This is a genomic window from Bacillus stratosphericus, from assembly GCF_020524495.1.
GTDB classification, from domain to species: Bacteria; Bacillota; Bacilli; order Bacillales; family Bacillaceae; genus Bacillus; species Bacillus stratosphericus_B.
In genome coordinates this window covers 1-24,119 of the sequence record NZ_JAIVLB010000037.1, presented here as the reverse complement: position 1 = coordinate 24,119, position 24,119 = coordinate 1, and the positions used below count along the sequence as shown (strand labels likewise).

General features: G+C 41.2%; 27 protein-coding genes and 1 pseudogene. 8 read left to right on the top strand and 20 right to left on the bottom strand.

The genetic code is table 11. The features are described from left to right. Positions 1–139: 139 nt before the first annotated feature. Positions 140–1,630, bottom strand: a complete 1,491-nt coding sequence (locus LC033_RS13510; RefSeq protein ID WP_226569277.1) for a leucyl aminopeptidase — start codon at positions 1,628–1,630, stop codon at positions 140–142. Between the two features lie 326 nt (positions 1,631–1,956). Between LC033_RS13510 and LC033_RS13505 the strand changes: the two genes are divergently transcribed. Then, positions 1,957–2,433 carry a divergent PAP2 family protein gene (locus LC033_RS13505; RefSeq protein ID WP_226569275.1) on the top strand — a complete coding sequence of 159 codons (477 nt, stop codon included), beginning with the start codon at positions 1,957–1,959 and terminating at the stop codon, positions 2,431–2,433. Positions 2,434–2,473: 40 nt separating this feature from the next. On the opposite strand, the gene spsC is transcribed toward LC033_RS13505, so the two are convergent. From spsC to LC033_RS13485, 4 genes are all read right to left on the bottom strand, one after another. After that, positions 2,474–3,118, bottom strand: coding sequence for a stationary phase survival protein SpsC (spsC, locus tag LC033_RS13500; RefSeq protein WP_226569273.1), 645 nt, complete (start codon positions 3,116–3,118; stop codon positions 2,474–2,476). A gap of 99 nt (positions 3,119–3,217) precedes the next feature. Next, positions 3,218–3,538 carry a YuiB family protein gene (locus LC033_RS13495; RefSeq protein WP_226569272.1) on the bottom strand — a complete coding sequence of 107 codons (321 nt, stop codon included), beginning with the start codon at positions 3,536–3,538 and terminating at the stop codon, positions 3,218–3,220. A gap of 81 nt (positions 3,539–3,619) precedes the next feature. Beyond that, entirely contained in the window at positions 3,620–3,745 is a 126-nt protein-coding gene (locus LC033_RS13490; RefSeq protein WP_226569284.1) for a YuiA family protein, read from the bottom strand. 137 nt (positions 3,746–3,882) lie between these two features. Beyond that, positions 3,883–5,100: an NAD(P)/FAD-dependent oxidoreductase gene (locus tag LC033_RS13485; protein WP_226569282.1), complete on the bottom strand. Its 1,218-nt coding sequence runs from the start codon at positions 5,098–5,100 to the stop codon at positions 3,883–3,885. Positions 5,101–5,488: 388 nt separating this feature from the next. Here LC033_RS13485 and yumC point away from each other — a divergent pair, with 388 nt between their 5' ends. After that, a complete protein-coding gene (gene yumC / locus LC033_RS13480) occupies positions 5,489–6,487 on the top strand; it encodes a ferredoxin--NADP reductase 2 (RefSeq protein ID WP_226569270.1) in 999 nt (332 codons plus the stop codon). Positions 6,488–6,533: 46 nt separating this feature from the next. On the opposite strand, the gene LC033_RS13475 is transcribed toward yumC, so the two are convergent. After that, positions 6,534–6,740, bottom strand: a complete 207-nt coding sequence (locus tag LC033_RS13475) for a hypothetical protein (protein ID WP_226569268.1) — start codon at positions 6,738–6,740, stop codon at positions 6,534–6,536. A gap of 301 nt (positions 6,741–7,041) precedes the next feature. On the opposite strand from LC033_RS13475, the gene LC033_RS13470 reads away from it, so the two are divergent. Beyond that, positions 7,042–7,809 carry a MerR family transcriptional regulator gene (locus tag LC033_RS13470; protein WP_226569266.1) on the top strand — a complete coding sequence of 256 codons (768 nt, stop codon included), beginning with the start codon at positions 7,042–7,044 and terminating at the stop codon, positions 7,807–7,809. After that, positions 7,793–8,689 carry a DUF2268 domain-containing putative Zn-dependent protease gene (locus LC033_RS13465; protein ID WP_226569264.1) on the top strand — a complete coding sequence of 299 codons (897 nt, stop codon included), beginning with the start codon at positions 7,793–7,795 and terminating at the stop codon, positions 8,687–8,689. The genes LC033_RS13470 and LC033_RS13465 overlap by 17 nt, the downstream gene beginning before the upstream one ends. Positions 8,690–8,715: 26 nt before the next feature. Here the strand turns inward: LC033_RS13465 and LC033_RS16895 are convergent, their stop codons facing one another. The 4 genes from LC033_RS16895 to LC033_RS13450 form a co-directional block, all read right to left on the bottom strand. Continuing rightward, positions 8,716–8,850, bottom strand: a complete 135-nt coding sequence (locus tag LC033_RS16895; protein WP_264188758.1) for a hypothetical protein — start codon at positions 8,848–8,850, stop codon at positions 8,716–8,718. Between the two features lie 75 nt (positions 8,851–8,925). Next, positions 8,926–9,288 carry an iron-sulfur cluster insertion protein ErpA gene (gene erpA / locus LC033_RS13460; RefSeq protein WP_226569262.1) on the bottom strand — a complete coding sequence of 121 codons (363 nt, stop codon included), beginning with the start codon at positions 9,286–9,288 and terminating at the stop codon, positions 8,926–8,928. Positions 9,289–9,361: 73 nt separating this feature from the next. Continuing rightward, positions 9,362–10,216 carry a diaminopimelate epimerase gene (gene dapF, locus LC033_RS13455; RefSeq protein WP_226569259.1) on the bottom strand — a complete coding sequence of 285 codons (855 nt, stop codon included), beginning with the start codon at positions 10,214–10,216 and terminating at the stop codon, positions 9,362–9,364. 272 nt (positions 10,217–10,488) lie between these two features. Then, positions 10,489–10,725 carry a YuzB family protein gene (locus LC033_RS13450; protein ID WP_008346813.1) on the bottom strand — a complete coding sequence of 79 codons (237 nt, stop codon included), beginning with the start codon at positions 10,723–10,725 and terminating at the stop codon, positions 10,489–10,491. 254 nt (positions 10,726–10,979) lie between these two features. Here LC033_RS13450 and LC033_RS13445 point away from each other — a divergent pair, with 254 nt between their 5' ends. After that, a complete protein-coding gene (locus LC033_RS13445; protein WP_226569257.1) occupies positions 10,980–12,047 on the top strand; it encodes an NAD(P)/FAD-dependent oxidoreductase in 1,068 nt (355 codons plus the stop codon). A 348-nt stretch (positions 12,048–12,395) separates the two neighbouring features. Here LC033_RS13445 and LC033_RS13440 read toward each other — a convergent pair whose 3' ends face one another. Continuing rightward, positions 12,396–12,725 (bottom strand): YuzD family protein, encoded by a 330-nt coding sequence (locus LC033_RS13440; RefSeq protein ID WP_226569255.1) that lies wholly within the window; start codon positions 12,723–12,725, stop codon positions 12,396–12,398. A gap of 119 nt (positions 12,726–12,844) precedes the next feature. On the opposite strand from LC033_RS13440, the pseudogene LC033_RS13435 reads away from it, so the two are divergent. Then, a pseudogene (locus LC033_RS13435) lies at positions 12,845–13,144 on the top strand (NifU family protein). 227 nt (positions 13,145–13,371) lie between these two features. Here LC033_RS13435 and LC033_RS13430 read toward each other — a convergent pair. The 6 genes from LC033_RS13430 to yutH form a co-directional block, all read right to left on the bottom strand. Further along, complete coding sequence (locus LC033_RS13430) at positions 13,372–15,342, bottom strand: S9 family peptidase (protein ID WP_226569253.1); 1,971 nt, start codon at positions 15,340–15,342, stop codon at positions 13,372–13,374. A gap of 114 nt (positions 15,343–15,456) precedes the next feature. Beyond that, positions 15,457–16,377: a homoserine kinase gene (gene thrB, locus LC033_RS13425; protein WP_226569251.1), complete on the bottom strand. Its 921-nt coding sequence runs from the start codon at positions 16,375–16,377 to the stop codon at positions 15,457–15,459. Further along, a complete protein-coding gene (gene thrC, locus LC033_RS13420; protein WP_226569248.1) occupies positions 16,374–17,435 on the bottom strand; it encodes a threonine synthase in 1,062 nt (353 codons plus the stop codon). Before thrC ends, thrB begins: the two co-directional genes overlap by 4 nt. After that, positions 17,435–18,736: a homoserine dehydrogenase gene (locus LC033_RS13415; RefSeq protein ID WP_226569246.1), complete on the bottom strand. Its 1,302-nt coding sequence runs from the start codon at positions 18,734–18,736 to the stop codon at positions 17,435–17,437. The genes thrC and LC033_RS13415 overlap by 1 nt, the downstream gene beginning before the upstream one ends. A 223-nt stretch (positions 18,737–18,959) precedes the next feature. Next, positions 18,960–19,928 carry a 2-hydroxyacid dehydrogenase gene (locus LC033_RS13410; RefSeq protein ID WP_226569244.1) on the bottom strand — a complete coding sequence of 323 codons (969 nt, stop codon included), beginning with the start codon at positions 19,926–19,928 and terminating at the stop codon, positions 18,960–18,962. Positions 19,929–20,002: 74 nt separating this feature from the next. Further along, a complete protein-coding gene (gene yutH / locus LC033_RS13405; protein WP_226569242.1) occupies positions 20,003–21,043 on the bottom strand; it encodes a spore coat putative kinase YutH in 1,041 nt (346 codons plus the stop codon). Positions 21,044–21,158: 115 nt separating this feature from the next. On the opposite strand from yutH, the gene LC033_RS13400 reads away from it, so the two are divergent. Then, positions 21,159–21,659: a phosphatidylglycerophosphatase A family protein gene (locus tag LC033_RS13400; protein WP_226569240.1), complete on the top strand. Its 501-nt coding sequence runs from the start codon at positions 21,159–21,161 to the stop codon at positions 21,657–21,659. Between the two features lie 46 nt (positions 21,660–21,705). On the opposite strand, the gene LC033_RS13395 is transcribed toward LC033_RS13400, so the two are convergent. From LC033_RS13395 to LC033_RS13385, 3 genes are read right to left on the bottom strand one after another with little or no spacing between them, the layout of a single operon-like run. Next, complete coding sequence (locus LC033_RS13395; protein WP_226569279.1) at positions 21,706–22,473, bottom strand: TIGR01457 family HAD-type hydrolase; 768 nt, start codon at positions 22,471–22,473, stop codon at positions 21,706–21,708. Positions 22,474–22,491: 18 nt separating this feature from the next. Next, complete coding sequence (locus LC033_RS13390; protein WP_226569237.1) at positions 22,492–22,926, bottom strand: DUF86 domain-containing protein; 435 nt, start codon at positions 22,924–22,926, stop codon at positions 22,492–22,494. A gap of 19 nt (positions 22,927–22,945) precedes the next feature. Further along, positions 22,946–23,221 carry a YutD family protein gene (locus tag LC033_RS13385; RefSeq protein ID WP_039181199.1) on the bottom strand — a complete coding sequence of 92 codons (276 nt, stop codon included), beginning with the start codon at positions 23,219–23,221 and terminating at the stop codon, positions 22,946–22,948. A gap of 120 nt (positions 23,222–23,341) precedes the next feature. Here LC033_RS13385 and LC033_RS13380 point away from each other — a divergent pair, with 120 nt between their 5' ends. Beyond that, on the top strand, positions 23,342–23,947 hold the full coding sequence (locus LC033_RS13380; RefSeq protein ID WP_226569235.1) for a YhcN/YlaJ family sporulation lipoprotein: 606 nt from the start codon (positions 23,342–23,344) through the stop codon (positions 23,945–23,947). The last annotated feature ends 172 nt before the right edge of the window (positions 23,948–24,119 follow it).

Here is a 24,119-nt window from a genome sequence, read left to right as displayed (position 1 = left end):
TGGATAACTCACTCTTGTCCCCATAGAAAAAACACCTCCATGTTTTATTTCGGATCACAACGGTCCGTTTTCAAACTTGAAGGTGTTTTTTATTTGTCTCATATTATGGGGTCAGTCCCATCTGGCAGAGCCCTTTTCTTTATTTTTTTGCTTCAAATCGTTCCACAAATGTCGCTAATGATCTGACCATCACGCCTGTTGCCCCTGTTGGTCCAAAGCATGAAGGTTTTTCAGTTGTCGCTGTTCCTGCAATATCTAAGTGGACCCATGGGGTGCCCTCAGCGAATTCACCAATAAAAGCACCCGCCATGATCGCATGACCATCACGACCTGGTGAGTTATTGAGGTCAGCCATTTTGCTGTTTCGTACTCGTTTTTTATCTTTTTCTGTGATTGGCAGCTGCCAAATCATTTCACCGCATTCTTCTGAAGCCTCTTTAAACTGAGCATACAGTTCATCATTATTGGTCATAACACCTGTTGTCTCATTCCCAAGCGCCACAATGACCCCGCCTGTTAATGTCGCAACGTCCACAAGGACAGAGGCACCATGCTGCTTCGCATACGTCACCCCATCTGCTAACACGAGGCGGCCTTCTGCATCCGTGTTGAGCACTTCGATTGTTTTACCACTCAGTGACACAATCACATCATCCGGCTTTATTGCATCTGCCGAAATCATATTATCTGTTGAGGCAATGACAGCAATCACATTTTGTTCCGGGCGAAGTTCACCAATAATTTCCATCGCTCCTAAAACAGAAGCCGAGCCTCCCATATCGGTTTTCATGCCAATCATACTCGCTCTTGGCTTTAATGAATATCCACCTGTATCATACGTGATGCCTTTACCGACGAAGCCGATGACATCTGTCCATTCTTCTTTGCCTTGATATTTCAACACAATAAGTTTTGGTGGTTCTGTTGAGCCTCTATTGACGGCCAAAATACCGCCCATCCCGAGATCTTCCATTTGTTCTTTATCTAAAATTTCAATCTCAAATTCGTATTTATACGCAAGCTCTGCAGCATAGGAAGCAAGATCAGAGGATGTCAGCATGTTCGGCGGCATATTCACAAGTGTGCGAGCCGAATTGACTGATTGCCCGTAGACTTCGCCTACTTTCAGACTAGCCTGAATTTCAGCTGTATCATGTTCTGTCGTTGCATATACAAATTCGATAAAACGATCTGGTTCATTGGTTTTATGTTTAAAATCTTGTAATTCATATGTAGCTAAGAGGCAGCTTTCAGAAAGGGCATGTGCTGCATCATGGACAGGCATATCCCTTCCTACAAACGTATCAAGCAAGACCGAAACCGCTTGCTTTTTATCTTGATGGAGCTTTTTAAATAAATGCGCAAAGACTTCTTTTGCTTCTTCAAACGTGTAATCTGATTCCTTCCCAAGTCCGACAAAATAAATGCGTTTGATGCCTGTTTCAGGGGAAGGGAAAAATGTCAAAAGCTGATTTCTTTTTGATGAAATATCGCCTTCTTTTAATAATTCGGTGATTCTTCCTTCAAGTAATTCATCCATTTCTTTTGCTTTTCCTGATAATTGGCTCTTTTGAAAAAGTCCGATGGCCAGTGTATCTTTATGTTGCAACTCATTTGTCGAGAAAAACATATTTATCACACGCTCCTTCAATGAACTCCATTTTTCACATTGGAACTTCTATTATATCAAAATTTGCGTGCCTATACGATCATTGCCAGTCTGTCTTCACTTGATGAACATTTATAATTTTACACACGGAAGGGCATCATGAAAAAGCGACGAGGATTCATAGCAGTCTGTCCATGTCCTCCACGTTCTACATCTACTTTCTTTAATGTTATAATGAACATGGATTTGGCAACCATTTTTACTGCAATCATTTTTTTATCTTACTAGGATAAACAGTCAATCATTTCGCACGATATTTTTTCTTACAGAGAGGATGTTTCTTTTTCATGAGCGTACTGACGAATTTTCCGCTACTTGCCAGCCTTGCAGCCATCTTTTTTGCGCAATTTGTAAAAGTTCCCATTCAATTTATCGTTTCTAGACGACTAGATTGGTCGCTCATTACAAGCACTGGCGGAATGCCAAGTTCACACTCGGCAGCAGTAACAGCACTCTCAACAGCAGTGGCTTTAGAGCACGGGCTAGGTACATCGACTTTTGCCATTTCTGCCATCTTTGCCATTATTACGATGTTTGATGCGACAGGTGTTCGCAGACAGGCAGGAGAACAGGCTACTGTTCTCAACAAGCTGGTGACAGATTTTAACCGATTTGTTGCCGAAGCAAAGAATTTCCCGAATGCAGGAGAAAAAGAGAAGCAAAAGAAATTGAAAGAGCTTCTAGGCCATAAGCCGATTGAAGTCTTCTTCGGCGGCTTAACAGGGATTTTGCTGACACTCATCTTAGATTATTACTTCATGTAGAAGCGAAAAAGCTTTGGACCTTTTGAGATCCAAAGCTTTTTTATTCTTTATTCGCTTGAAACTGCTGACGAAAAACTTGCATGGATTCTGCTTCATTTAGCTGATTTAAGTCCTTTTCCGTTAACGTCCCTTCTCCCTTTTTAATAATATAGACATCGAGCACTTTTTTACCCCATTCTCTATACACATCATCAACGGTTTCATAATATAAATCAAGCTTATGTCCTTTAATGGCTTTCCCAGTATCTGCGACCACTCCGTAGCCGTAGTTTGGGATAAACAGCACGGTGCCAATTGGAAAGACAGAAGGGTCCGCTGCCACTGTTGAATATAAATCACGTTTCACTTTGACTCCTGAATATGTAATGCCATATGCATGATGTTCCTTTGTCTTGCCTGTTGATTCCACACCTGCTGTATAGCCTGTGGCGACAACCTTTTGCTTCGGATAATCATTCCAATTAAACGCTTCTTCAAGGGAAACAGATCGCAAGTCATCGCTTTTGACCGCCATCGTCTGTCTCTTTTGATTATGAAAAAAAGAAGACACTTGCTTCCCAGCATCGATCTCTTTTACCCATGCAACTAGATCACTTGGTTCTACTCCAGATATGCCCGTAAAACTTGTCATCAATGCAAGTATAAAAAGGGCAGTCATGAATAATCGTTTCATCCATGTTTTCATCTCTATTTGTCACTCCTCTACCCATCTATTTGTTTCCAAACAAAATGGAAACTATGCAAAGGAGAAACAAAAAAACCCACTTGCTGGACAACAAGTGAGTTAAAACATTTGATAGCCTCTTTTTCGAAGTGCATTGATGACAAATCCTGATGCAATCGCACCAATCAGACCGCTCAATAAAATAATGATATCTGCCGCAGCAAGTGATACAATGCGGTCTCCTATTCCTGAAAAGGCGGTGTCTGGCTCTCTTACATAGGTCACCATCTTTTGATTATTGATAATGAAAAGGCATACAATTGGATATAAAATTGCCATAATCCATGACATTCTTAGCAGCATATTCAGCAAAAATCCAATGCCGAAGAATAACACGAAAAATAAAATAACTGAAATGATAACGACTGGTAAACTGATCACTTCATCTTCACCCCCAAATATCCCATCATTAGTTTAACTTGGAAATAGAGATGAAGTCAATCAATGGAAAAAACAGTTGGATTAATGCTTCTTTCCTGTCCCTTTACATTCCTCACATGTTTCTGATCCGCCGAGCAATAGCTGAAAATACCCTTTCCCTGAACAATATTGACAAGTTGAATTTTTTTCTTTTGTTTGTGTATTTATATTGCTCGCTCCTTTAATCTAAATTTTCTGATAATTTATCATAACACATTTTTCTGTCCAGTACCAAGTGAGAAAATATTCCCTATTTCATAAAAAAAACGTGTATCACGAGGATACACGTTTTCGTCTATTGATGTTTAGAAGAGTTTGAACTTTCCTTTTTTCAGAACAAGTCCTGGTCCGCCAACCATGAATAAAGAACGGTTGTCGATGATTTTCTTCATTGCAGAAGCTTTTGTACCTTGGAGTTTTTTACCAAACGCAACACCTACACCGTCGTGTTCACCAAGAGAAGCAACTGTTCCTTTGATGTCTGGCATAAAGCTTTCAAGTGTACCACCTTTCACAAGCGCTGTAAGGTTTTTCGCCACTGTTTCACCTTGTTGCATCGCAATTTGTGCTGTTGGTGGGTATGGACGGTTGATTTCTTCATTGATAATTAATGAACAGTCACCAATGATGAATACATCGTCGTTCTCAGGTACACGAAGATCCGGAGACACTTTTACGCGGCCGCGCATGTTTTCAAATCCAGCTTCTTCAACGATTGGGTTGCCGCGTACACCTGCAGCCCAAACAACAGTTGCTGCTTTGATTTCTTCTGTATCATCGTCTTTCCCAACAATGATGCCTTCAGGCGTACATTCTTTGATCGCTGTACCGATTTTGAACTCAACACCTTTACCTTGAAGGTAGTTCATCGCATAGTCGATCAATTCAGGATCAAATCCAGGAAGAGCTGTTGGCGCAGCTTCTACACAGATAATACGCACTTCTTTTTGATCAATATCATACTCTTTACAAAGCTCAGGCACACGGTTTCCAAGCTCACCAAGGAACTCAATACCTGTGAAGCCCGCACCGCCGACAACGATTGTCAGACGCTCTAGACGCTTTTCAGCTTCAGTATTATATGTCGCAAATTGAAGCTCAATGTGCTCACGAAGCTGACGAGCAGAGTTGATGTTAGAGATTGAAAAGGCATATTCTTTAAGTCCTGCAATACCAAATGTTTCAGGAACAGCACCAAGCGCTACAACAAGGTAGTCATAAGAAAGTTCGCCATCTGATGTCAAAACTTTCTTCGCTTCCTTATCAATGCTCTCAACTGTTGCTTGGACAAAGTTGACTCGGGAACTGTTAATTACATCTTTAATTTGATAACGACAGCGATCATGATGAAGTGTACCTGCACTTGCTTCATGTAGCCATGTTGTTTCGTAATGATAATTATGCTTGTTCACAAGAGTAATGTCTACATCATTTGTGCCAAGCTGTTTTGTTAATCGTGTTACTGTCATTAATCCGCCATAACCTGCACCTAATACAACGATTTTCGGTTTATTCACTGGAATCACATCCACCTTTTTTAAATTTGCTGTAAAACGGATAAAGAATTACATATCATTATTCTCAACCGCTTTCCGGCATTTTATGAAATTGAAACAAAAAATAAGTATGTGAAAATCTGAACTTTCACCTACAAAAAACGAAAGCATTTGACCGTATCCGACAAAAATTCATAAAAAATTAATATTTAGTTCCCTTAACAATAATAGCGAGTTCTGCTTCTTTTTTCAAGGCTTTAAACTGAAAATCCTTATGATAAACGATCTTTCTCACTTTTTTTATTTGTCAAAGCACCTGCATCAAAAAACGACAAGTTTTTCAAAACAAGTCAAACAACGATATGTGGTATGATATGATATAGTGATAACAATTTTCATTTGGGAGGATTAAGGAATGCAAGAAGATTCTAAGGTATATGACATTACCGTTATCGGGGGCGGCCCAGTTGGATTGTTTACTGCGTTTTACGGAGGCATGAGACAGGCGAGTGTGAAAATCATTGAAAGCCTTCCTCAGCTCGGCGGTCAACTATCCGCTCTTTACCCTGAAAAATACATTTATGATGTGGCTGGTTTCCCAAAAATCCGCGCACAAGAATTAGTTGATAATTTAAAGGAACAAATGGATAAATTTGATCAAACCATTTGCTTAGAGCAAGCTGTAGAAACGGTTGAAAAACAGGCAGATGGTATTTTTAAACTCGTCACAAATCAAGAAGTTCATTATTCTAAAACGATCATCATTACAGCTGGTAACGGTGCATTCCAACCGAGAAAGCTTGAACTAAATGCAGCAGAATCATTTGAAGGAACGAACCTTCATTACTTCATCAATGACTTGAACCAATTTGCTGGCAGACGTGTCGCTGTTCTAGGTGGTGGAGACTCTGCGGTGGACTGGGCACTCATGCTTGAACCAATCGCAAAAGAAATATCGATAATTCACCGCCGTGATAAATTCCGTGCACATGAGCACAGTGTAGAAAACTTGCACAACTCGAAAGTCAATGTACTGACACCATTTGTGCCAACTGAGCTTATTGGCGAAGACCGCATTGAACAAATTGTGCTTGAAGAAGTCAAAGGCGATAAAAAGCAAGTGCTTGATGTGGACGATGTGATCGTCAACTTCGGTTTTGTTTCCTCCCTTGGACCAATCAAACAATGGGGCCTTGACATCGAAAAGAACTCTATCGTGGTTAAATCCACAATGGAAACAAATATCGAAGGTTTCTATGCGGCAGGAGACATCTGTACATATGAAGGGAAAGTCAAATTGATTGCAAGCGGATTTGGTGAAGCACCAACTGCTGTGAACAACGCAAAAGCGTACATGGACCCGAAAGCCCGTGTACAGCCTCTTCACTCCACAAGCTTATTTGAAAACAAATAAGGACGGATGAAAAAAAGGGGTTCCACCCACGGAACTCCTTTTTCGTTTATTGAAAAACCCCAATATAGGCATTCGCCATTCCAAGTACCATTGCAGCAAGCAGCACCACAACAATCCCTGCCACAACCAAAATTACCCGATCCTTCACACGTTCCTTTTTCGGAAGCGGCTTGTCTATCCCGCAAGCTGGACACGTTTTTGAACGATACGGAATGAGTTCATGACAGTTTCTGCAATTGATTTGTTCACTCAATCCTCAGCAACCTCTTTCCTGAATACAGTTTCTGTTTGGTTATCATGATACTCTTTTCGTGTGGAAATAGCCAGTTGTGAGGACAAGCTGTAACAAAATTAACGATTTATATCTCTTTATGAATGTCACAGAAGAACTACTGATTCTTACAGGATAAACATATACACAAGACTTCAAAAAACCGTGAAATGGTAATTTGATCCTATACACATTTCGAACAACAGATAGGGTCATGAACTTTTTATTGACCCTAACGTAACGTCATACTTTATAGTAGGTACTATAAGGAGATGTGCTTGACATGAAAGTAAAAGAAGTCGCTGAATTGTTTGATATTAGTATTCGTACACTTCATCATTACGACCAAATTGGTTTGTTGACACCAAAAGAAGTCACTGATTCTCGTTATCGGCTCTATTCAGAAGAAAACCTTGAAACATTACAGCAGATATTATTTTTCAGAGAACTTGGATTTACCTTGAAGGAAATCAAAAAAATGATGGATAGCCCTTCCTTTGACAGGAAGGAAGCATTTACCTTACAACGAAAAATGTTGATAGAGAAACGAAATAAACTCGATAAAATGATTGAACATATCGATAAAACATTAAAACATATATCGGGAGAAATTCACCTGACAAATAAAGAGAGGTTCGAGGGAATGAACATGAAACTCAATCAATATGAAGAAGAAGCTCGTTGTCGTTGGGGGAATCACTCCATTGATGACATGAACTTAAAATTAAGTCGATTGTCCAATGAGGAACAACGTGATGTATCTGCGAGATGGGATAGGATCTTTCATCACTTAGCGTCCCTACGCAATCTCCCTACGCAATCCAAAGAAGTACAATCCGCCATCAAAGAATGGTATGACTTTTTAAACGAAAACTTTAGTCATTACTCTCTTGATGCATTTTATGGATTAGGTCAACTCTATATGCAAGATGAACGTTTTACAAAAAATATAGATCGATATGGTAAAGGCTTGGCATCATTCATGTGTGAAGCGATGAAAGTTTTTACTAATCATCATAAAAGAGGTCATAACGATGAAAATCATCATTGAGGATACAATTGAACAATATAAAAAGTTATTTTCGCTGAAAGAAAATAAAGAACATTTTTTTCGGTACACCATGATGAAACCTTTTGAAAAGATGTGGAATATGATAAATGTTCCGTTAAAAGCTAAACAGCCTAATGGCTATGATGTCTTAATGGCGACCAATATGCTTGGCTATCTTGATGTATTAGATACAGAAAATGGGAGACAGGCATTAGACAGTTTAGAAGAAATTCAAGCTCTTCAAACCGTTAATCATACTTTGAACAATTGTATGGATTATATAAAAAAACACAACCTTCATATAAATGCTGATGAATTGAGATTTGGCCTATATATAGCTGATCCGAAAAAGCTTGAACGACAAAAAGGATATTGTGGCTTTGGAGGCATTCCAGGCTTTATCCAAGTATCAATTTATCCAAGCCCTTATAATATCCCAAGAATTCCTGCCGTCATTGCACATGAATTCCATCATAATATCCGTTTTTCATATTTTGATTGGGATCATGGAAACGTAACAGTTGGGGATTACATAGTGATAGAGGGCTTAGCTGAATCATTTGCAAAAGAACTTTATGGGGAACAACTTTTAGGACCTTGGGTTACTTCTTTTGATAAACAGGACTTAGACTATTCAAAAGAAGTGATAAAAGACGCTTTACATACGAAAGGATTCGCTGAGGTCAGCAGTTATATGTTTGGTGATCTCATTGCCAAAGAACAAGGGTATCAACCTGTTGGATTATCACCCTTTGCAGGTTATGCAGTAGGCTATCAAGCTGTACAATCTTTCATGAAGAACAATCATGTAGGGATTAAAGAAGCTACCTTACTTGGTACAGATGAAATACTAAGAAATTGCGAACTATTTTCTAATTAAGTAACTTTACCAGAGGTTTTTTTTCATTATGATGCCCGTTCAACAGTTGCTTTTTCGTAAATCATCATAAAAAAGCCTAATGTGATATATTTTACACACATCTCACCTAACGAGTTTGTTTCATAATCTAGTTGAGTTTTGGCATCTTTAAAGAATAGCAAAAAACCTCCTCGATTTAATGATCTATTTGAGGAGGTCTTAAATATGGACTTACAAAATTAATCGATACTAAACCCTTAACACTCCTCAGGCGTACCGGTATTCGTGGCTGTTCTAAAAGAAGAGCCACATCCGCATGAGGCGATGGCGTTTGGATTGTCGATGGTGAAACCGCCCCCCATTAGTGATTGTTTGAAATCAATGATGGTTCCGTTCATGATATCAAGGCTTTCGGAGTCGACAAGGACCTGTATGCCGTGCTGTTCAAACTGTGTGTCTTTCTCCGCTACTTCATGGTCAAAGCCCATGCCGTATGAAAGACCGCTGCAACCGCCACCTTTTACGCCCACTCGAAGGAACGCATTTTCTTCTTCATGCTCTTTCATCATATCTTTAATCTGCAACGCAGCAGCTTCTGTAATTGTGACTGGTGTATTCATGATCATCCCTCCTTTTGACTGGATGTTTCTTTTCAATTATAAACATGATGATGCCTTTTCTCAAATAAATGGTTTAGAGGTAAAACTTGCCGTCACAAATCGTTTCAGCAGGTCCTGTCATTAGCACATGGTCATTGTCCTTCCAGCGAATGATAAGATCTCCACCTGCTAGGTGAACCGTCATGTCCGTTTCCTTTTTCCCATGTCCATTCACAATCGTTGATACGGCCGCAGCGCAAGCACCCGTTCCACAGGCTTGGGTAATCCCTGATCCTCTTTCCCACACACGGAAATGCAGCTCCGTTTCACTGACGAGTTCAACAAATTCCACATTGACCCCTTCTGGGAACATCTCGTGCTTTTCGATGATCGGTCCAAGTGAATCGAGCGGGGCCTTTTCAATGTCCTCTAAATAGAAAACGATGTGCGGGTTACCCATTGAAACGGCCGTCCCATTCAAACTAGCAGTGCCAAAGTCAAGCACCTCATTGATCGTTGTGCTGCCTTGCTCGCCCAGCATCGGCATCGCTTCTTTTTCAAAACGAGGTGTCCCCATATCCACTGTGACTAAATGAACCTGATTATTCTGTACATGGACAGTTGCTTTGACGAGTCCTGATAATGTCTCAATCTGAAACGTCGTGTCTGTCACCATCTGATGCTCATACACATATTTTGCGACGCAGCGTAGCCCGTTACCGCAATTTTTCCCCTCTGATCCATCATTGTTGAAGATGCGCATTTTCACAGGTGCAACATCTGATGGGCAGATGAGGATCATTCCATCAGAACCAATTCCTGTGTAAACAGAAGAAACGCGGATGGCTATTTCTGATAGCTTCTCTTCTGGAAGCTGTTCCTTCATCTGATTGACGTATATATAATTATTTCCTAGTCCGTGCATTTTCGTAAATTGAAATGGTGTCATGAGCGTCCTCCAAAAATGTTGTTTCTTTATAGTATAAAAGGAGTCGATTCAGGAGACAATCTTATCATCCCCCGTTTTTCATACATAAAAGCTCTTTGCTGCCATGGCAAAGGGCTTTTATTATGCATATGCCTCTTTTTCTCTTGTGTGATGCTTCATGTTGATGATATTTTATTAGCATAACATATTGGAGGCGCTTTCTATACATTCTCCTCCTTAAAAATGGAAGATGGAAGTGTGAAAAAATGCACCTCATGACCCATGTGGTGCATTTAAAACATGTCATTTTCCTCTATAAAAGCATAAATTCGCTCGACTAGCTGCTCTGCATTTTCTCCTGAAACAAATTCTCCATTCACAAGCGCAAATGGGGAGTCCATACATTTGCCACAGTAGCTTAAACAGCCGTATTCCATTACATCTAGGTTTGGGTCTTTTTCAAGCTTCTCTTTTGCTTCTTGAGACCCTTGTGCAAGATTACTTACACAAAATTCAATCAGTGGAAACACTGTGCTTCACCTCACATTGCCTTACCATCCTACCGAAATTCCTTTTATTAGTCAAAACATGAGCTTCCCCTAAAGCGTTACGCCTATTCCTCTAAAATGTTTTACTATTTAGGACGAATGAATGAATATGTAGGTTATTTTGAAACAATTATTGAGGTTTCAAAGTAAATTCGATATAATTTTATTTGGCATTTTAACTTAAAATTTTTTAGTGCAAGTGTTTTTCAATGTCTAGGGGGAAAAGGAGAATCGTCATGAAAAATTTAGTCTTGATCGGCGGAGGTTACGGAAATATGCGAGTTCTCCACCGCTTATTGCCAAATCAATTACCTGATGATGTTACTATCACATTAATTGATCGAAATCCTTACCACTGTTTAAAAACAGAATATTATGCACTTGCTGCTGGAACGATCTCTGATCATCACATTCGAGTATCCTTTCCAGAGCATCCGAAGCTGGATATTCAATATGGGGAAGTAGAAAAAATTGATATTGAAAACAAACAGATCTTATTCAGCGACCGTGAACCTACTCCATATGACGACACGGTCATCGGATTAGGATGTGAGGACAAGTACCACAATGTCCCTGGTGCAAAAGAACATACATACAGCATTCAAACCATTGATCAATCAAGGCTTGCATACAACAAATTAAACAATTTAAGCGCAGGCGCAACGGTTGGCATTGTCGGTGCTGGACTGAGCGGGGTAGAGCTAGCCAGTGAACTGCGAGAAAGCCGAGCTGATTTAAACATTATTCTTTTTGACCGCGGAGAACTGATTCTATCAAGCTTCCCAAAAAGATTAAGTTTATATGTGCAGAAATGGTTTGAAGAAAACGAAGTGAAAATCATTAACTGCGCCAATATTACGAAGGTTGAAGAAGGTGTGGTTTACAACCATGACGATGCGATTGAAGCAGATGTCATTGTGTGGACAGCAGGAATTCAGCCAAGTAAAGTAGTACGAGAGATGGAGGTTGAAAAAGACGTTCAAGGCCGCGTCGTCTTAACTCCTCATCATAATCTCCCTGGAGATGAGCATGTATATGTCGTTGGTGATTGCGCAAGTCTACCGCATGCTCCAAGTGCACAGCTTGCCGAGGCACAGGCAGAGCAAATTGTCCAATCTCTACAAAAACGCTGGAAAAACGAGCCGCTTCCTGAGGCTTACCCGCAGTTTAAGCTAAAAGGTGTATTAGGTTCTTTAGGAAAAAAAGCTGGTTTTGGCTTAGTTGCGGATCGTCCACTAGTAGGCCGTGTTCCAAGACTCTTAAAATCTGGACTTTTATGGATGTACAAGCATCACAATGGCTAAAATCATGTGAATTTTTTCTCAAAGCTTCTTCCTGACGAAGGAGCTTTTTCTTATGAAACGGCATGTGCCGATGAATTGGACAATTTGATAGGAGCAAGGGCAAGAATGCAGCCTTTACGAAATGTTCGTTTTGTTTTGTTCGATTAACAATACGCTTGTATAGCTATTCCGTTTGACGGTGTATAATGATTTTTCGCTTTGTGCACTCTCCGTTTTTCTTCATATAAATCATGTCAATTGGTATTTGCTGATGAAGAGATTGTATCAGTAAATAATTCATGATGCCCACTCTCCTTTCATTTCATCACAATCAAACAAACGTTCCTTTTTGATATAAAAAGGAACAGCTTATTCACTGTTCTCAGTGTACCCGTATTTCTCCATTTCTTGATAAATGTCTTTTAATTTGGGATTGCCTTCTCCAACAATTTGATCCTCGACTAGGACAAGCGGATAGAAGAATTCATCATCAAGAATTCGTTCAGACAATTCTTTTTGGCGTTCGTTTTCTGGCGGGTGCTCGATATCAATATATGTGATGCGAAACAGCTGATTCGGATATTTTCGTTTTAATGCTGCATCTAACCACTCAAATGTATCTTTTGAAGAAGGCAGATTCACGCAGCTAGCGCACAGTACATCTCTTCCATATACATAAAGATCAACGGTTTGGTTCATTTGAAAGCCCCCTTTCTTTCTTTATTTTAGCTGAATTTTCTGTATGAAAAAAGTCAAATTCACTTTTTGTTTCAAGATGAGATTGTGCTATAATGAGAAGGAAACTTTGAAACCAATCAATAGATTTTTATTGTCCAGATGAATATAATGGTGATATGTTGTGAAAGGAGCGATTATATCTAATGACTGAAGTCGAAATGAAAGACCAAGTACAAGAAGTACTGGACAAACTTCGTCCATTTCTATTACGTGATGGTGGAGACTGTGAGCTTGTAGACATTGAAGATGGCATTGTCAAATTACGTCTTCTTGGTGCATGCGGCAGCTGTCCAAGTTCAACCATTACACTGAAAGCCGGTATTGAGCGAGCATTATTAGAAGAAGTGCCTGGCGTTGTAGAAGTTGAACAGGTTTTCTAATTCATATATGACATGAAAACGACCCGATTTGGGTCGTTTTGTCATGATTGACAAAGGGCTAAAATGATTTTGATTTTATCCCTTTGTCTTCTTTTCAGCATGATATGAAGTCTAGGAAGGCCAAGTACTGGCGCGGGGCGAATTTCATATTCGTGAGCACCAGCACGCAGGACTGACAACGAGGGTTTGTCTTCATGCTGAGCGACCCAATTTGGGTCATTTTTTTATTAGGATAACTTGTCTCTAAACCATTCTTGAATAAAGGTCAGTCTTTGAATACGCTGCGCCGGGTGACCGCTTCTGGATAATTCATGAGACGCCTTCGGAAATTTGACCAATCTTGTGTCTTTCCCAAGCTCCTTCAATGCCACAAAAAGCTGTTCTCCTTGATCGACTGGGCATCGATAATCTTCGTCACTGTGCAGGATGAGGAGCGGCGTGTTCACTTGTTTCACATACTTTAACGGCGAACGATCCCATAGCTTATCGATCGAATCATAAATGTCCCCATCAATCTGCCACCTTGTAAAGAAATAGCCGATATCACTAATGCCATAAAAGCTAATCCAGTTCGAGATGGACCGCTGTGTGACGGCTGCACGAAAGCGGTCTGTCTTTCCGACAATCCAGTTGGTCATAAAACCGCCATAGCTGCCTCCTGTCACCCCGAGCCTCGTATCATCAAGGAAATCATAGGCTTCCAGCACGTGATCAACAGCGAGCATGACATCCTCATAATCAACGTCACCATAGCTGCCTCTCACACGATCCGTAAACATCTGTCCGTAGCCGTGACTGCCATGAGGATTGACGTACACAATGGCATAGCCTTCAGCAGCGAGCATTTGGAATTCATGAAAATACGTGTGACCATACATCACATGCGGCCCGCCATGAATTTCTAAAATGAGCGGATATGTCTTTCCCTCTTCCATCTGACAAGGCTTCATGAACCAGCCATGTACATCGTCGCCCTCTTTCGATTGAAAAGAAAATGTTTCAGGTTCGGATACGACATGCTCTTTTAGAAAGGCATCATGCTCGAAGGTGATTTGGTTTAGTGATAATTCACCTAAAGTCAGCTCATACAACTCACTCGGTGAGACGGGTGACAGCCGGCTGATCAGCATTTTTGTTTCATCTGGATGAAGGCTGAAGTTTGTAATGTGTTCTGCCTCTAGTCGAACTGGATAGGCTAAGCCTTCAATGGAGAAATAATAAACCCCTGTTCTTCCTTGATCAGAAACAAGCGCATAAAACCCCTGACTGTCCTTTGTCCATTGTGGAAGCTGATTGGCTTCACCCATGACACTATCTCCAGCCATACAGCTGCCCACATACATATCGAGCATTTCTGACAGTTGAATGGTCTTTTCTTCCTTCAGGTCATACAGCCATAATGACGGAAAGGTTGCATTTTGAAATTCACCCTCATGTCCAATGTACAAAAGGCTTTCTCCATTTGGAGAAAAAGATACGGTGGAGTAGGCACCGGTCGATTTTGTGATTTTGCTAGATGTACCGTCCTCTAATGAAAGGAGACATACATCACTTATGTAAGGCGTCTGCGTATTTGATTGAATATAGGCGAGCCACTTCCCGCAAGGAGAGACAACATGATTCATATGATGATGCTGCTCGTTGGTGACAGTCTCTATCTCTCCTGAACGTACATCTACTTGTACAATTTGCGTCAGACGTCCATCTAAAAAGCCTCTTCCATCTGCTTTATAGGTCAAATCATCATATACTGCCGGAGCAAACTCATCTGGCTCCTCCTTTTTTTCATCATTAACAGATTCTGTTTGTTTTAACGATACAGCCGCGTAAATAAAAGCTCCATCAGGCGAAAATACAGGATGAGATACCCCGTATGGAATATTCGTTAAAGTACGCACGCCGCCTCCTTGGCTGTTGATGAGTGCGAGCTGAGGGACTTCTTTTGGCTTCTGAAAAATAAAGGCAAGCTGCTTACCGTCTTTTGACCAAGCTGGCTGATGATGCTTTCCATCCTCAAATGTCCATTGAGACAGCTCCTCTGTTTCTTCATTTCGAACCCATAAATGGATATTGTAATCATTCTTTTTCTCATTCACCGTTACCTTTGTAAAGAAAGCCCTTTTCCCATCTGGCGAATAGACCGGATGAGTCACAGAAACAATTTTCGTTACGTCTTCTGCTGTCATCAATTTCTTCATCAATTTATCTCCCCCTTTTATGTCATAAAAAATAGTTCGACCCTCTAAATAATAATCCCTGCTTCTGTCCTTCAATACAAGAATAAAAAAGAACGTGCATATTCACCACACGTTCTACACTTGATTCATAGGATGATGTTCTACGACGACACCTTCTACCGGCACCGTCAGCAAATCTACTTCACAATGCGGGAAATTTTGGGCAAGCTGCTCTTTCAGCACTTCTCCCTTTCCTTTTTCAACTAATGTGAGGATCGTCGGCCCAGCACCGCTTAACGCGGTTCCATATGCTCCTTTTAGCGAAGCGATGTGCTTCACCTTTGACAGCTCTGGAACAAGCATGGTGCGATAAGGCTGATGAAACAAATCTTTATTCATCATTTCACCGACAAGCGGCCAGTTCTGCGTCATTAAGGCGGCGACAAGGACGTTACTCACAGCACTCGCACTAACCGCCTGTTTATAAGAAAAATCCTCTGGCAGGACATCACGGGCATCCTTTGTCAAAACCTTGTAAAAAGGAATCACGACAACAACGTCTACATCCACATGCTGCACTTTTACGGCATGTGTCTTGTCTTCTTCATGAAGGCCAATGAGTAAACCACCAAATAAAGAGGCACCTGCATTATCTGGATGACCTTCTACCTCACTTGCAAAAAAGAGCTTCTGATCATCGGTCATATTTAATTCAAGCAGCTGATTGGCAAGCTCAATGGCGGCCACGATGGCGGCAGCACTACTACCTAGCCCACGTGCCAATGAAATATCACTCCACACTTTGACATGAACAGGCGGGAGTGTTTTTCCAAAGTCATCTGCGACCTTTTTGGCTGTTTGATAAATCAGGTTATCAGTGCCTGATGGAATACCAGACACGACATCTGTTTCTGCTTCAAAGAGCCATCTATCATGGTCATAGACCGATAGCTTTAAATAGCGGCTGAGCGCCATTCCAACTGAATCAAAGCCTGGTCCTAAATTGGCAGTGCTTCCCGGTACTGTGATTGAAAAAAGCATGGAGGCTTCACTCATACGCGTGCGGCCTTTTCTAAGTGTTCAAGAATTTGATCTTCATCTGCATCGAGTGTAACCGGCTTGATTTGTGAAATATCAATCGCCGTATTCGGATCTTTCAATCCGTTTCCTGTTAATACAGCAACGACTTTACTGCCTGGCTTGATTTCTCCAGATTTCACTTGCTTTAGTACACCCGCAATAGACGCACATGAGCCCGGCTCTGCAAACACACCTTCTTCACGTGCGATCAATTGATACGCATGAAGAATTTCCTCATCTGTGACTTCATCAATTTTTCCGTTTGATTCATCCGCCGCGGCCACAGCTTGCTTCCAGCTTGCTGGATTCCCGATACGAATCGCCGTTGCCACTGTTTCTGGCTGTTCAATCACTTCATTTCGTACGATGGCTGCTGCACCTTCTGCTTCAAAACCGCGCAAAACAGGCAGTCCAGTTCCTTTTTGCTCATGATATTCTTTGAATCCTTTCCAGTAGGCTGTGATATTCCCTGCATTTCCAACAGGAATAGCCAGTACGTCTGGCGCAGAGCCTAGCTGCTCACAGATTTCAAATGCCGCTGTCTTTTGTCCTTCAATTCGGTAAGGGTTGACGGAATTGACGAGTGCAATCGGCGCTTTTTCACAGATGCTGCGGACTATTTTAAGTGCATCATCAAAGTTGCCGTCAATGGCAATGATTTCTGCTCCGTACATAACCGCCTGTGCGAGCTTACCGAAGGCAATTTTTCCATCTGGAATGATGACAATACATTTCATATCCGCGCGAGCTGCATAAGCCGCTGCCGCTGCAGAGGTATTTCCTGTCGAAGCACACATGATCGTATCATTGCCTTCTTCTTTTGCCTTTGCGACTGCCATGACCATTCCTCGATCCTTGAAAGAGCCCGTTGGATTGACCCCTTCTGTCTTCACATGCAGCTCAATCCCCAGCTTTTCAGAAAGCTTTTCAAGGTGAATCAGCGGTGTATTCCCTTCATTTAATGTTAGTTTTGGTGTTTTTTCGTTTACTGGTAAGAATTCTTGAAATTCTTCAATGAGTCCATTCCACTTCATCAGCTTAAACCGTTCCCTTCTACTCGGTACGTGCTCTTCACTTGAACCACCACGTCGAGATCGTTTAATTTTTGCAGGATATTCGAGAAATCTTCTTCTGACGTCTGATGTGTAATAATCACAATTTCAGCAAGCTCATCATGCCCTTTCACTGGCAGTTGAAGGATCTTTTCAAAGCTGATGCCTCTTTCAGAAAAAATAGACGTAATGCGGGAAAACGCCCCAACTTGATCTCTGACATGAATTCTTAAGAATTGTTGAGCAAAGACTTCCGATGATGATTTGATCTTCTTCTCAAATTGTGGTGCAATAAATCCGCTTCCGTTCACGCCAAGACGCATGTTTTTCATCACAGCGACTAAGTCCGAAACAACAGCTGTTGCGGTTGGCAGGCTTCCTGCTCCAGGTCCATAAAACATCGTTTCTCCCACAGCACTACCGTAGACATACACAGCATTGAATTCATTGTTGACTGATGACAGTGGGTGATGATCAGGCAATAGGGTTGGTTGTACACTGACCTCTACTTTCTCTCCGTCTCTTTGGGCAATACCGATCAGCTTCATTGTATAGCCAAATCGTTTGCTGAAATCAATATCCTCATCAGTTATTTCAGAGATGCCTTTGACCTTCACGTCCTCTAAATCAACATTCATTGAAAAGCCGAGCCTTGCAAGAATCGCCATCTTTCTTGCGGCATCCAGTCCTTCTACATCAGCCGTCGGGTCTGCTTCTGCAAAGCCGAGATCTTGCGCTTCTTTTAATACATCCTCATATGCGCTTTTATCGACATTCATTTTTGTTAAAATAAAATTGGTTGTGCCGTTCACGATGCCCATCATCTTTGTGATTCGATCAGAGGCTAATCCTTCTTCTAAGGTACGTAGAATCGGAATTCCTCCAGCGACACTTGCTTCATAATAAAGATCACAGCCATTTTCTTTCGCTACATGTAAAAGCTCCGTTCCGTAAAGCGCCATTAAATCTTTATTGGCTGTAATCACATGCTTCTTCTCATTTAACGCATCTATTAAATATTGTTTTGTATCTTCAATGCCGCCCATCACTTCAATAATGACGTCGACCTCTGGTTCTCTAATCACATCGTATACTTCAGTTGTGAAGACCTCTCTTGCCACATCCACATCTCTTTTTTTATCGGGATTGCTAACAAGCACTTTTTTTATTAATACCGGACAGCCTATCTGGTGCATTAATTTATCCTGATGATCTTGGATAATTTTTACGACACCGCTCCCCACTGTTCCTAACCCTAGTAGTCCAACTCGAATTGCCTTCACCTGAAATTCCACCTTTCTCTGTAAATGTCCTCTCTAAAAAGACATTTGTTAACACAACACAGACATTCAATGTACACACATTATAAAGGGCTATCCTCATTTTGACAAGGTAATAAAATACGAGAATGTGAGAATGAAACCGCTTAACAGCTATTTATATCAAGATTCTATATTTTCAAAATATTTTCGTGAGCAAAGCTCCCGAAAGTCGGGAAGCCAAACATTATGGCTGAACCGGTGTTTTGGCTTGCTTATCATGTAAGACAAGCGCGATATTTTCAGCACATAAATGCATCATCGTTTTTCTTGTCTCGATACTTGCACTTCCGATATGAGGAAGAACCGTGATGTTGTGTAGTGTCGTTAATGGATGAGTAGGTCTGACAGGTTCCTGACTAAATACGTCCAGTCCTGCTCCTGCAATTTTCCCTGTCTTGACAGCCTCATATAAAGCCTTCTCATCCACGGTCTGGCCTCTGGATACATTGATAAAATATGCCGTGTTCTTCATCTGATCAAATGCTTTCTCATTAAACATTTGTTTTGTCTCTGGTGTTAAAGGGGTCAGACACACAATGAAATCAGACTGTATGAGCAGTTCATTAAAGGTGGTATATGTCACACCTAGTTGCTCTTCGACCTCCGGCTTTCTTGAACGGTTATGGTAAAGCACCTTCATATCAAAGCCCGTTGCCCGCTTGGCAAGTGTTGTTCCAATTCTGCCCATTCCGACAATCCCAAGGGTTTTGTGATGAACATCGGCACCGGCAAGAAGAAGCGGCCCCCAGCCTGTCCACTTTCCTTCCTTAATCCAGTCACTCGCCTCCACAATCCGTCTAGCTGATGCCATCAAAAGTGCAAAGGCTAAGTCAGCCGTGGATTCTGTTAATACGTCCGGTGTATTACATACTATGACACCGTGCTTTTTAGCTTCCTTAAGGTCAATGTTGTCATAGCCAACAGCAAGATTTGCGACCACTTTTAAGTTCGGTGCATTTGATAAAAGTGCCTCATCCACTTGATCCGACAGCATCGTAAGGAGCCCATCCGCCTTGGCAGATTGTTTTACTAATGTTTCTCGTGGACATGGCTCATCCTCGCTCGTCCACATCTCGATATGAGCAACTTCTTTTAATGGTGTGAGTGATGTTTCATCTAGCTTTCTTGTGATATAAACATAAGGTTTCGACAAGAAAAACACTCCTTTGATTGATTTCTTTAAGCATAACGAAAAACGCCTCAAGAGAAAAGAGACGTTTCGTCTGTTCACTGAAACTTCAAATCAGCGGATTGATGAATCCATCCAACAGGAGGGATGAGATTCCCACCGCTTCGCATGGCACTCATTTCTTGAAAGACCTTGAGAAAATATTCATAGCGGTTGGCATCATTTAATACATAATCTAACCGCTCTTCATAATAAGATTTTTCATTTTCTCCTGACATGTAATAGCCTTCAACGATTTCAAAATAATGAAGCGGAAACAGAAGACGGCTGTATAACAGTCGCTTTGAAAATGATGAAAGAGGGGTGACCTGCTCATATTGCTGCAAAAAGGAAAATCCCTCTTCAATTAAATCCTCTTTATGCTGTACAAAGGTTTCTCTCAAATATTCTGCGATATCTCTTGTTGGATGGTCAAATACCCAATCAACAGGTAAACGAAGCGGCTGCTCATGCGGCCATGTCATACGTGAAAAGCGCTGATGACAAACAGTACCCGAGTCACATTCTTTCGGTTCATCATCAAGCTCTGTATCCACTAAATATTGAATGGCATTTTCCGTTAATCCAAGATAATACGGAAAGGATTCAATAAATTTCTTCTCAAATGGTTCAAGTGGTTTTTGGTGCATTTGCTGCATCCAAAAGCCTTCAAGCTGATCTAACCGTTTTGCCCACAATTCCTTCCAGGCTCCCACACGTTTTGTTTCAGATACCTCATAGGGAAATCCTCTTCCCCTAACATGAAAGGCCGCCAGCTCTGATGCAGGCTCAAATGAGCGGCTTGTGATCGGTGGCGCTGCCTTTAATAAAGCGTACAACTCTTTCCCATGAGTGAAGGTGGGCTTCTCTTCATTCGTTAATTCAAACACAGCGACGTATGGGTCACCGTCATTCAGTAAATACTGACTGATATGATAAAGCTCTGTGAGTTCTTCTTCTCGCAAATGAGACACAGGAACAATCAGGAAAAGAGCATTCGCCGTTTGAAAGCTCTGATAATTGCCATATGGCATTAATTGACGAACATCAATTCCAAATGTGTGATAAATGGTTTCTTTCATGTTTTCACCTGCGTTCATATGATCAGTCTCTTATCATATCGTAGTCGCAGGTTGAGGGATTTATGAATACTATTTACTATGCGAAGCTTTTTTACACATTGTGGATAAATTACGAGGATTGGGTGAGGAATACATGCCACATCATCATGAGATGAACGAAGTAGAAAAAATAGCAAGACGCCGTTTACAAGAGCGAGGGGTAACCATTCAAGATATAGCAGACCTTGTCTTCTTTTTACAGAAAAAATATCATCCTGGTTTAGACATGAAAGAGTGTATCCACAATGTGGAGCGTGTCATCGCAAAGCGTGAAGTCCAAAATGCGATTTTAACAGGCATTGAACTCGATGTCCTAACCGAACAAAAGAAACTGACCGAGCCGCTGCAATCGATTCTTGAAACAGACGAAAGCCTTTATGGCGTCGATGAAATTTTGTCTTTTGCCATCGTCAATATTTATGGTTCCATCGGCTTTACGAATTATGGATATATCGATAAAGAAAAACCAGGGATTCTTGGGAGACTGGACGATAAATCTAAAGGCGAGTGCCACACCTTTTTAGATGACATTATCGGCGCCATTGCAGCGGCAGCCTCAAGCCGGCTGGCACATAGTTCGAGAAATGCGGAATAACACAAAAAAGAGGACGCACGTGTAACACTTGTCCTCTTTTTTACGATCATCCCTCGATCCACTCAGATAATGAATTAATGACATAAGTTGGCTGCTTTTCATACTGCTGAAGCAGCTCTTTTGTGGTCACCCCTGTATGAACGAGCAATGTATCCATTCCTGCATTCATGCCTGCCATAATATCTGTATCATAGTTATCACCGACCATAAGCGTCTCAGACACATCTGTCCCGAGCACCCGCATGGCTTGTTCCATAATGATAGACTCTGGCTTTCCGATAAACGTTGGCTGAACCGTTGTGGTGACGGTCAATACAGACGTTAACGAACCGTTTCCTGGTAAAAGTCCTCTTTCTGTCGGAATGGCAATATCTCCATTAGTCGAGACAAATTGAGCACCTCGACGGATGGCAATCGCCCCTACCGCTAATTTTTCATATGTAATGTCTCGATCAATTCCGACAACGACGAAATCAGCATCTTCCTGTCCAAAGGTCAGTCCTTTTTCTTCAATGGCATGCCTGATTCCCTCTTCTCCTATGACGTAAATAGACGCATCTTTCTTTTGTTCCGCAATATAATTTGCCGTTGCCATACTTGTTGTAAAAACTTGTTCTTCCGTTGCTGAAATATCGAAAGACAAAAGTTTTTCTGCTACCTGCTTCGGGGTGCGCGAAGAGTTATTCGTGACAAACAAATAAGGGATGTTCAACTCATTTAACTTGTGAACAAATTGACCCGCCTCTTCGATCTTTTCTGTTCCTTTATACATCGTCCCATCTAAATCAATTAAATAGCCTTTGTATTTCATGATGCTCACAACTCCAATGGTTTATTTAAACGCTGATACTGGTCCAAGCTCCTGCTCCAAGTAGGTACGGATACGGTTCGGAAATACTTGAAGCGCCTGTTCTACCTCGCTGATTACCTGCAATAAGTCGTGATGAACTACTTCCTGATAGTGCTGAACTAGCGTTTTACGCGAAGAAACAAGCTTTTTCAGCATACTACCTTCCTCTTTTGGTACGACCTTTTCGTCGACAAGAATGTCCATGATATCATCATAGCTTCCTGGATCACGCATAATAAAGCCATCAATCATATCATTCCCCGTATCAAGAATACATTCTATGAGCAGGTGAACGATTCGTTCCAGCGCTTTTTTCTCTAATGGACTTATCCATATTTGACGACTACGCATCAAATTATATTGTTCCTCGAAAAAACGTAACGTCTTTTCAATCTTCTTTCTGTCTACGAAATACATTATGACGCTCCCCTTTGCGTTATTTTCTGATTCGTTTTAAGACAAAATAGGCACAGCCAAAATTACAGTATTCATAAATGTATTCATCGAGTGTGCTGATTTTTGTATCGAATGTGGCCTTTTGGTTTTGGTCATCAAAAAACCCCTTCAGCCGAAGCTGATTGTAGCCCCAATCCCCCACGATATAATCATACTTATTTAAAATATCTGAGTACCTTGCTTTAAACGCTTCCTCATTAAAACCGTCTTTGATATCTCTCACAAGATCAAAGGTAGCATTCTGAATGACGATCATCTTCTCACCTCTTTTTAAACGATCCATCTTTAATGATAATCCATTGGAAGAACTCCATCAATTGCTAAAGCATGTTTTTTCCGTTTTAGCCGAAGCTAAAGATAAAAGGAGGTCACATTTATGATGAAACAACTGACAGCCAGTATTCTCCTATGCATGCTTTTAGGCGGATGCGGCTTTCAATCAGGCATGAATAGGCAAATGGATGAAGATTCTTCAAGTAAAACCATCCGGCTGTCTGATCGTCATGAAGGAAATAATTCCAACATGCCGGAAGCAGACACTAACAAAGTAGGGTATGTGCGTTATGAGCGTCAGCAAATAACGGATCAGAAAGAAAAAACACCTGCTTTAAATCGTGAGCACCTTGCTCACATCATTACAAGTTTAGCCGTGCAGCTACCAAACATAAAAGATGCAGCCACACTTGTCACAGATGAGGAGGCACTCATTGTGTATAGAACAGGAAACAAAAACCGAGATGAATCAGCCGATCAAGTGAAAAAAACAGCGGTTTCTGTTCTCCCTCGTTATTATCATGTGTACGTCTCTGATAATCCAGAGCACTTTCAATCCATTGCCAATTTTTCACGTCTTCAAACCAACTCACGTGATTTTGATCATATTTTAACAAAAACAATTCAACAAATGAAATATTCACCCCAGGGTGGGGATATTTCGAAAAAAGAAGATGCAAATGGCATGAAAAATTCCGATCGCACATGAAACGCACCTTACGGCCAAAATGAACACTAGAAAAAACGCCAGAGACCTCTGACGGGGACTGACCCCCTAAGATGAGACAAATAAAAAACACCTTCAAGTTTGAAAACGGACCGTTGTGATCCGAAATAAAACATGGAGGTGTTTTTTCTATGGGGACAAGAGTGAGTTATCC

Excerpts from the sequence above, each read along its gene's own strand:
- LC033_RS13510 (WP_226569277.1), bottom strand. The coding sequence starts at position 1,630 with ATGTTTTTCTCGACAAATGAGTTGCAACATAAAGATACACTGGCCATC.
- LC033_RS13505 (WP_226569275.1), top strand. The coding sequence starts at position 1,957 with ATGAGCGTACTGACGAATTTTCCGCTACTTGCCAGCCTTGCAGCCATC.
- spsC (WP_226569273.1), bottom strand. The coding sequence starts at position 3,118 with ATGAAAACATGGATGAAACGATTATTCATGACTGCCCTTTTTATACTT.
- yumC (WP_226569270.1), top strand. The coding sequence starts at position 5,489 with ATGCAAGAAGATTCTAAGGTATATGACATTACCGTTATCGGGGGCGGC.
- LC033_RS13470 (WP_226569266.1), top strand. The coding sequence starts at position 7,042 with ATGAAAGTAAAAGAAGTCGCTGAATTGTTTGATATTAGTATTCGTACA.
- LC033_RS13465 (WP_226569264.1), top strand. The coding sequence starts at position 7,793 with ATGAAAATCATCATTGAGGATACAATTGAACAATATAAAAAGTTATTT.
- erpA (WP_226569262.1), bottom strand. The coding sequence starts at position 9,288 with ATGAATACACCAGTCACAATTACAGAAGCTGCTGCGTTGCAGATTAAA.
- dapF (WP_226569259.1), bottom strand. The coding sequence starts at position 10,216 with ATGACACCATTTCAATTTACGAAAATGCACGGACTAGGAAATAATTAT.
- LC033_RS13445 (WP_226569257.1), top strand. The coding sequence starts at position 10,980 with ATGAAAAATTTAGTCTTGATCGGCGGAGGTTACGGAAATATGCGAGTT.
- LC033_RS13440 (WP_226569255.1), bottom strand. The coding sequence starts at position 12,725 with ATGAACCAAACCGTTGATCTTTATGTATATGGAAGAGATGTACTGTGC.
- LC033_RS13430 (WP_226569253.1), bottom strand. The coding sequence starts at position 15,342 with ATGAAGAAATTGATGACAGCAGAAGACGTAACGAAAATTGTTTCTGTG.
- thrB (WP_226569251.1), bottom strand. The coding sequence starts at position 16,377 with ATGAGTGAAGCCTCCATGCTTTTTTCAATCACAGTACCGGGAAGCACT.
- thrC (WP_226569248.1), bottom strand. The coding sequence starts at position 17,435 with ATGAAGTGGAATGGACTCATTGAAGAATTTCAAGAATTCTTACCAGTA.
- yutH (WP_226569242.1), bottom strand. The coding sequence starts at position 21,043 with ATGAACGCAGGTGAAAACATGAAAGAAACCATTTATCACACATTTGGA.
- LC033_RS13400 (WP_226569240.1), top strand. The coding sequence starts at position 21,159 with ATGCCACATCATCATGAGATGAACGAAGTAGAAAAAATAGCAAGACGC.
- LC033_RS13390 (WP_226569237.1), bottom strand. The coding sequence starts at position 22,926 with ATGTATTTCGTAGACAGAAAGAAGATTGAAAAGACGTTACGTTTTTTC.
- LC033_RS13385 (WP_039181199.1), bottom strand. The coding sequence starts at position 23,221 with ATGATCGTCATTCAGAATGCTACCTTTGATCTTGTGAGAGATATCAAA.
- LC033_RS13380 (WP_226569235.1), top strand. The coding sequence starts at position 23,342 with ATGATGAAACAACTGACAGCCAGTATTCTCCTATGCATGCTTTTAGGC.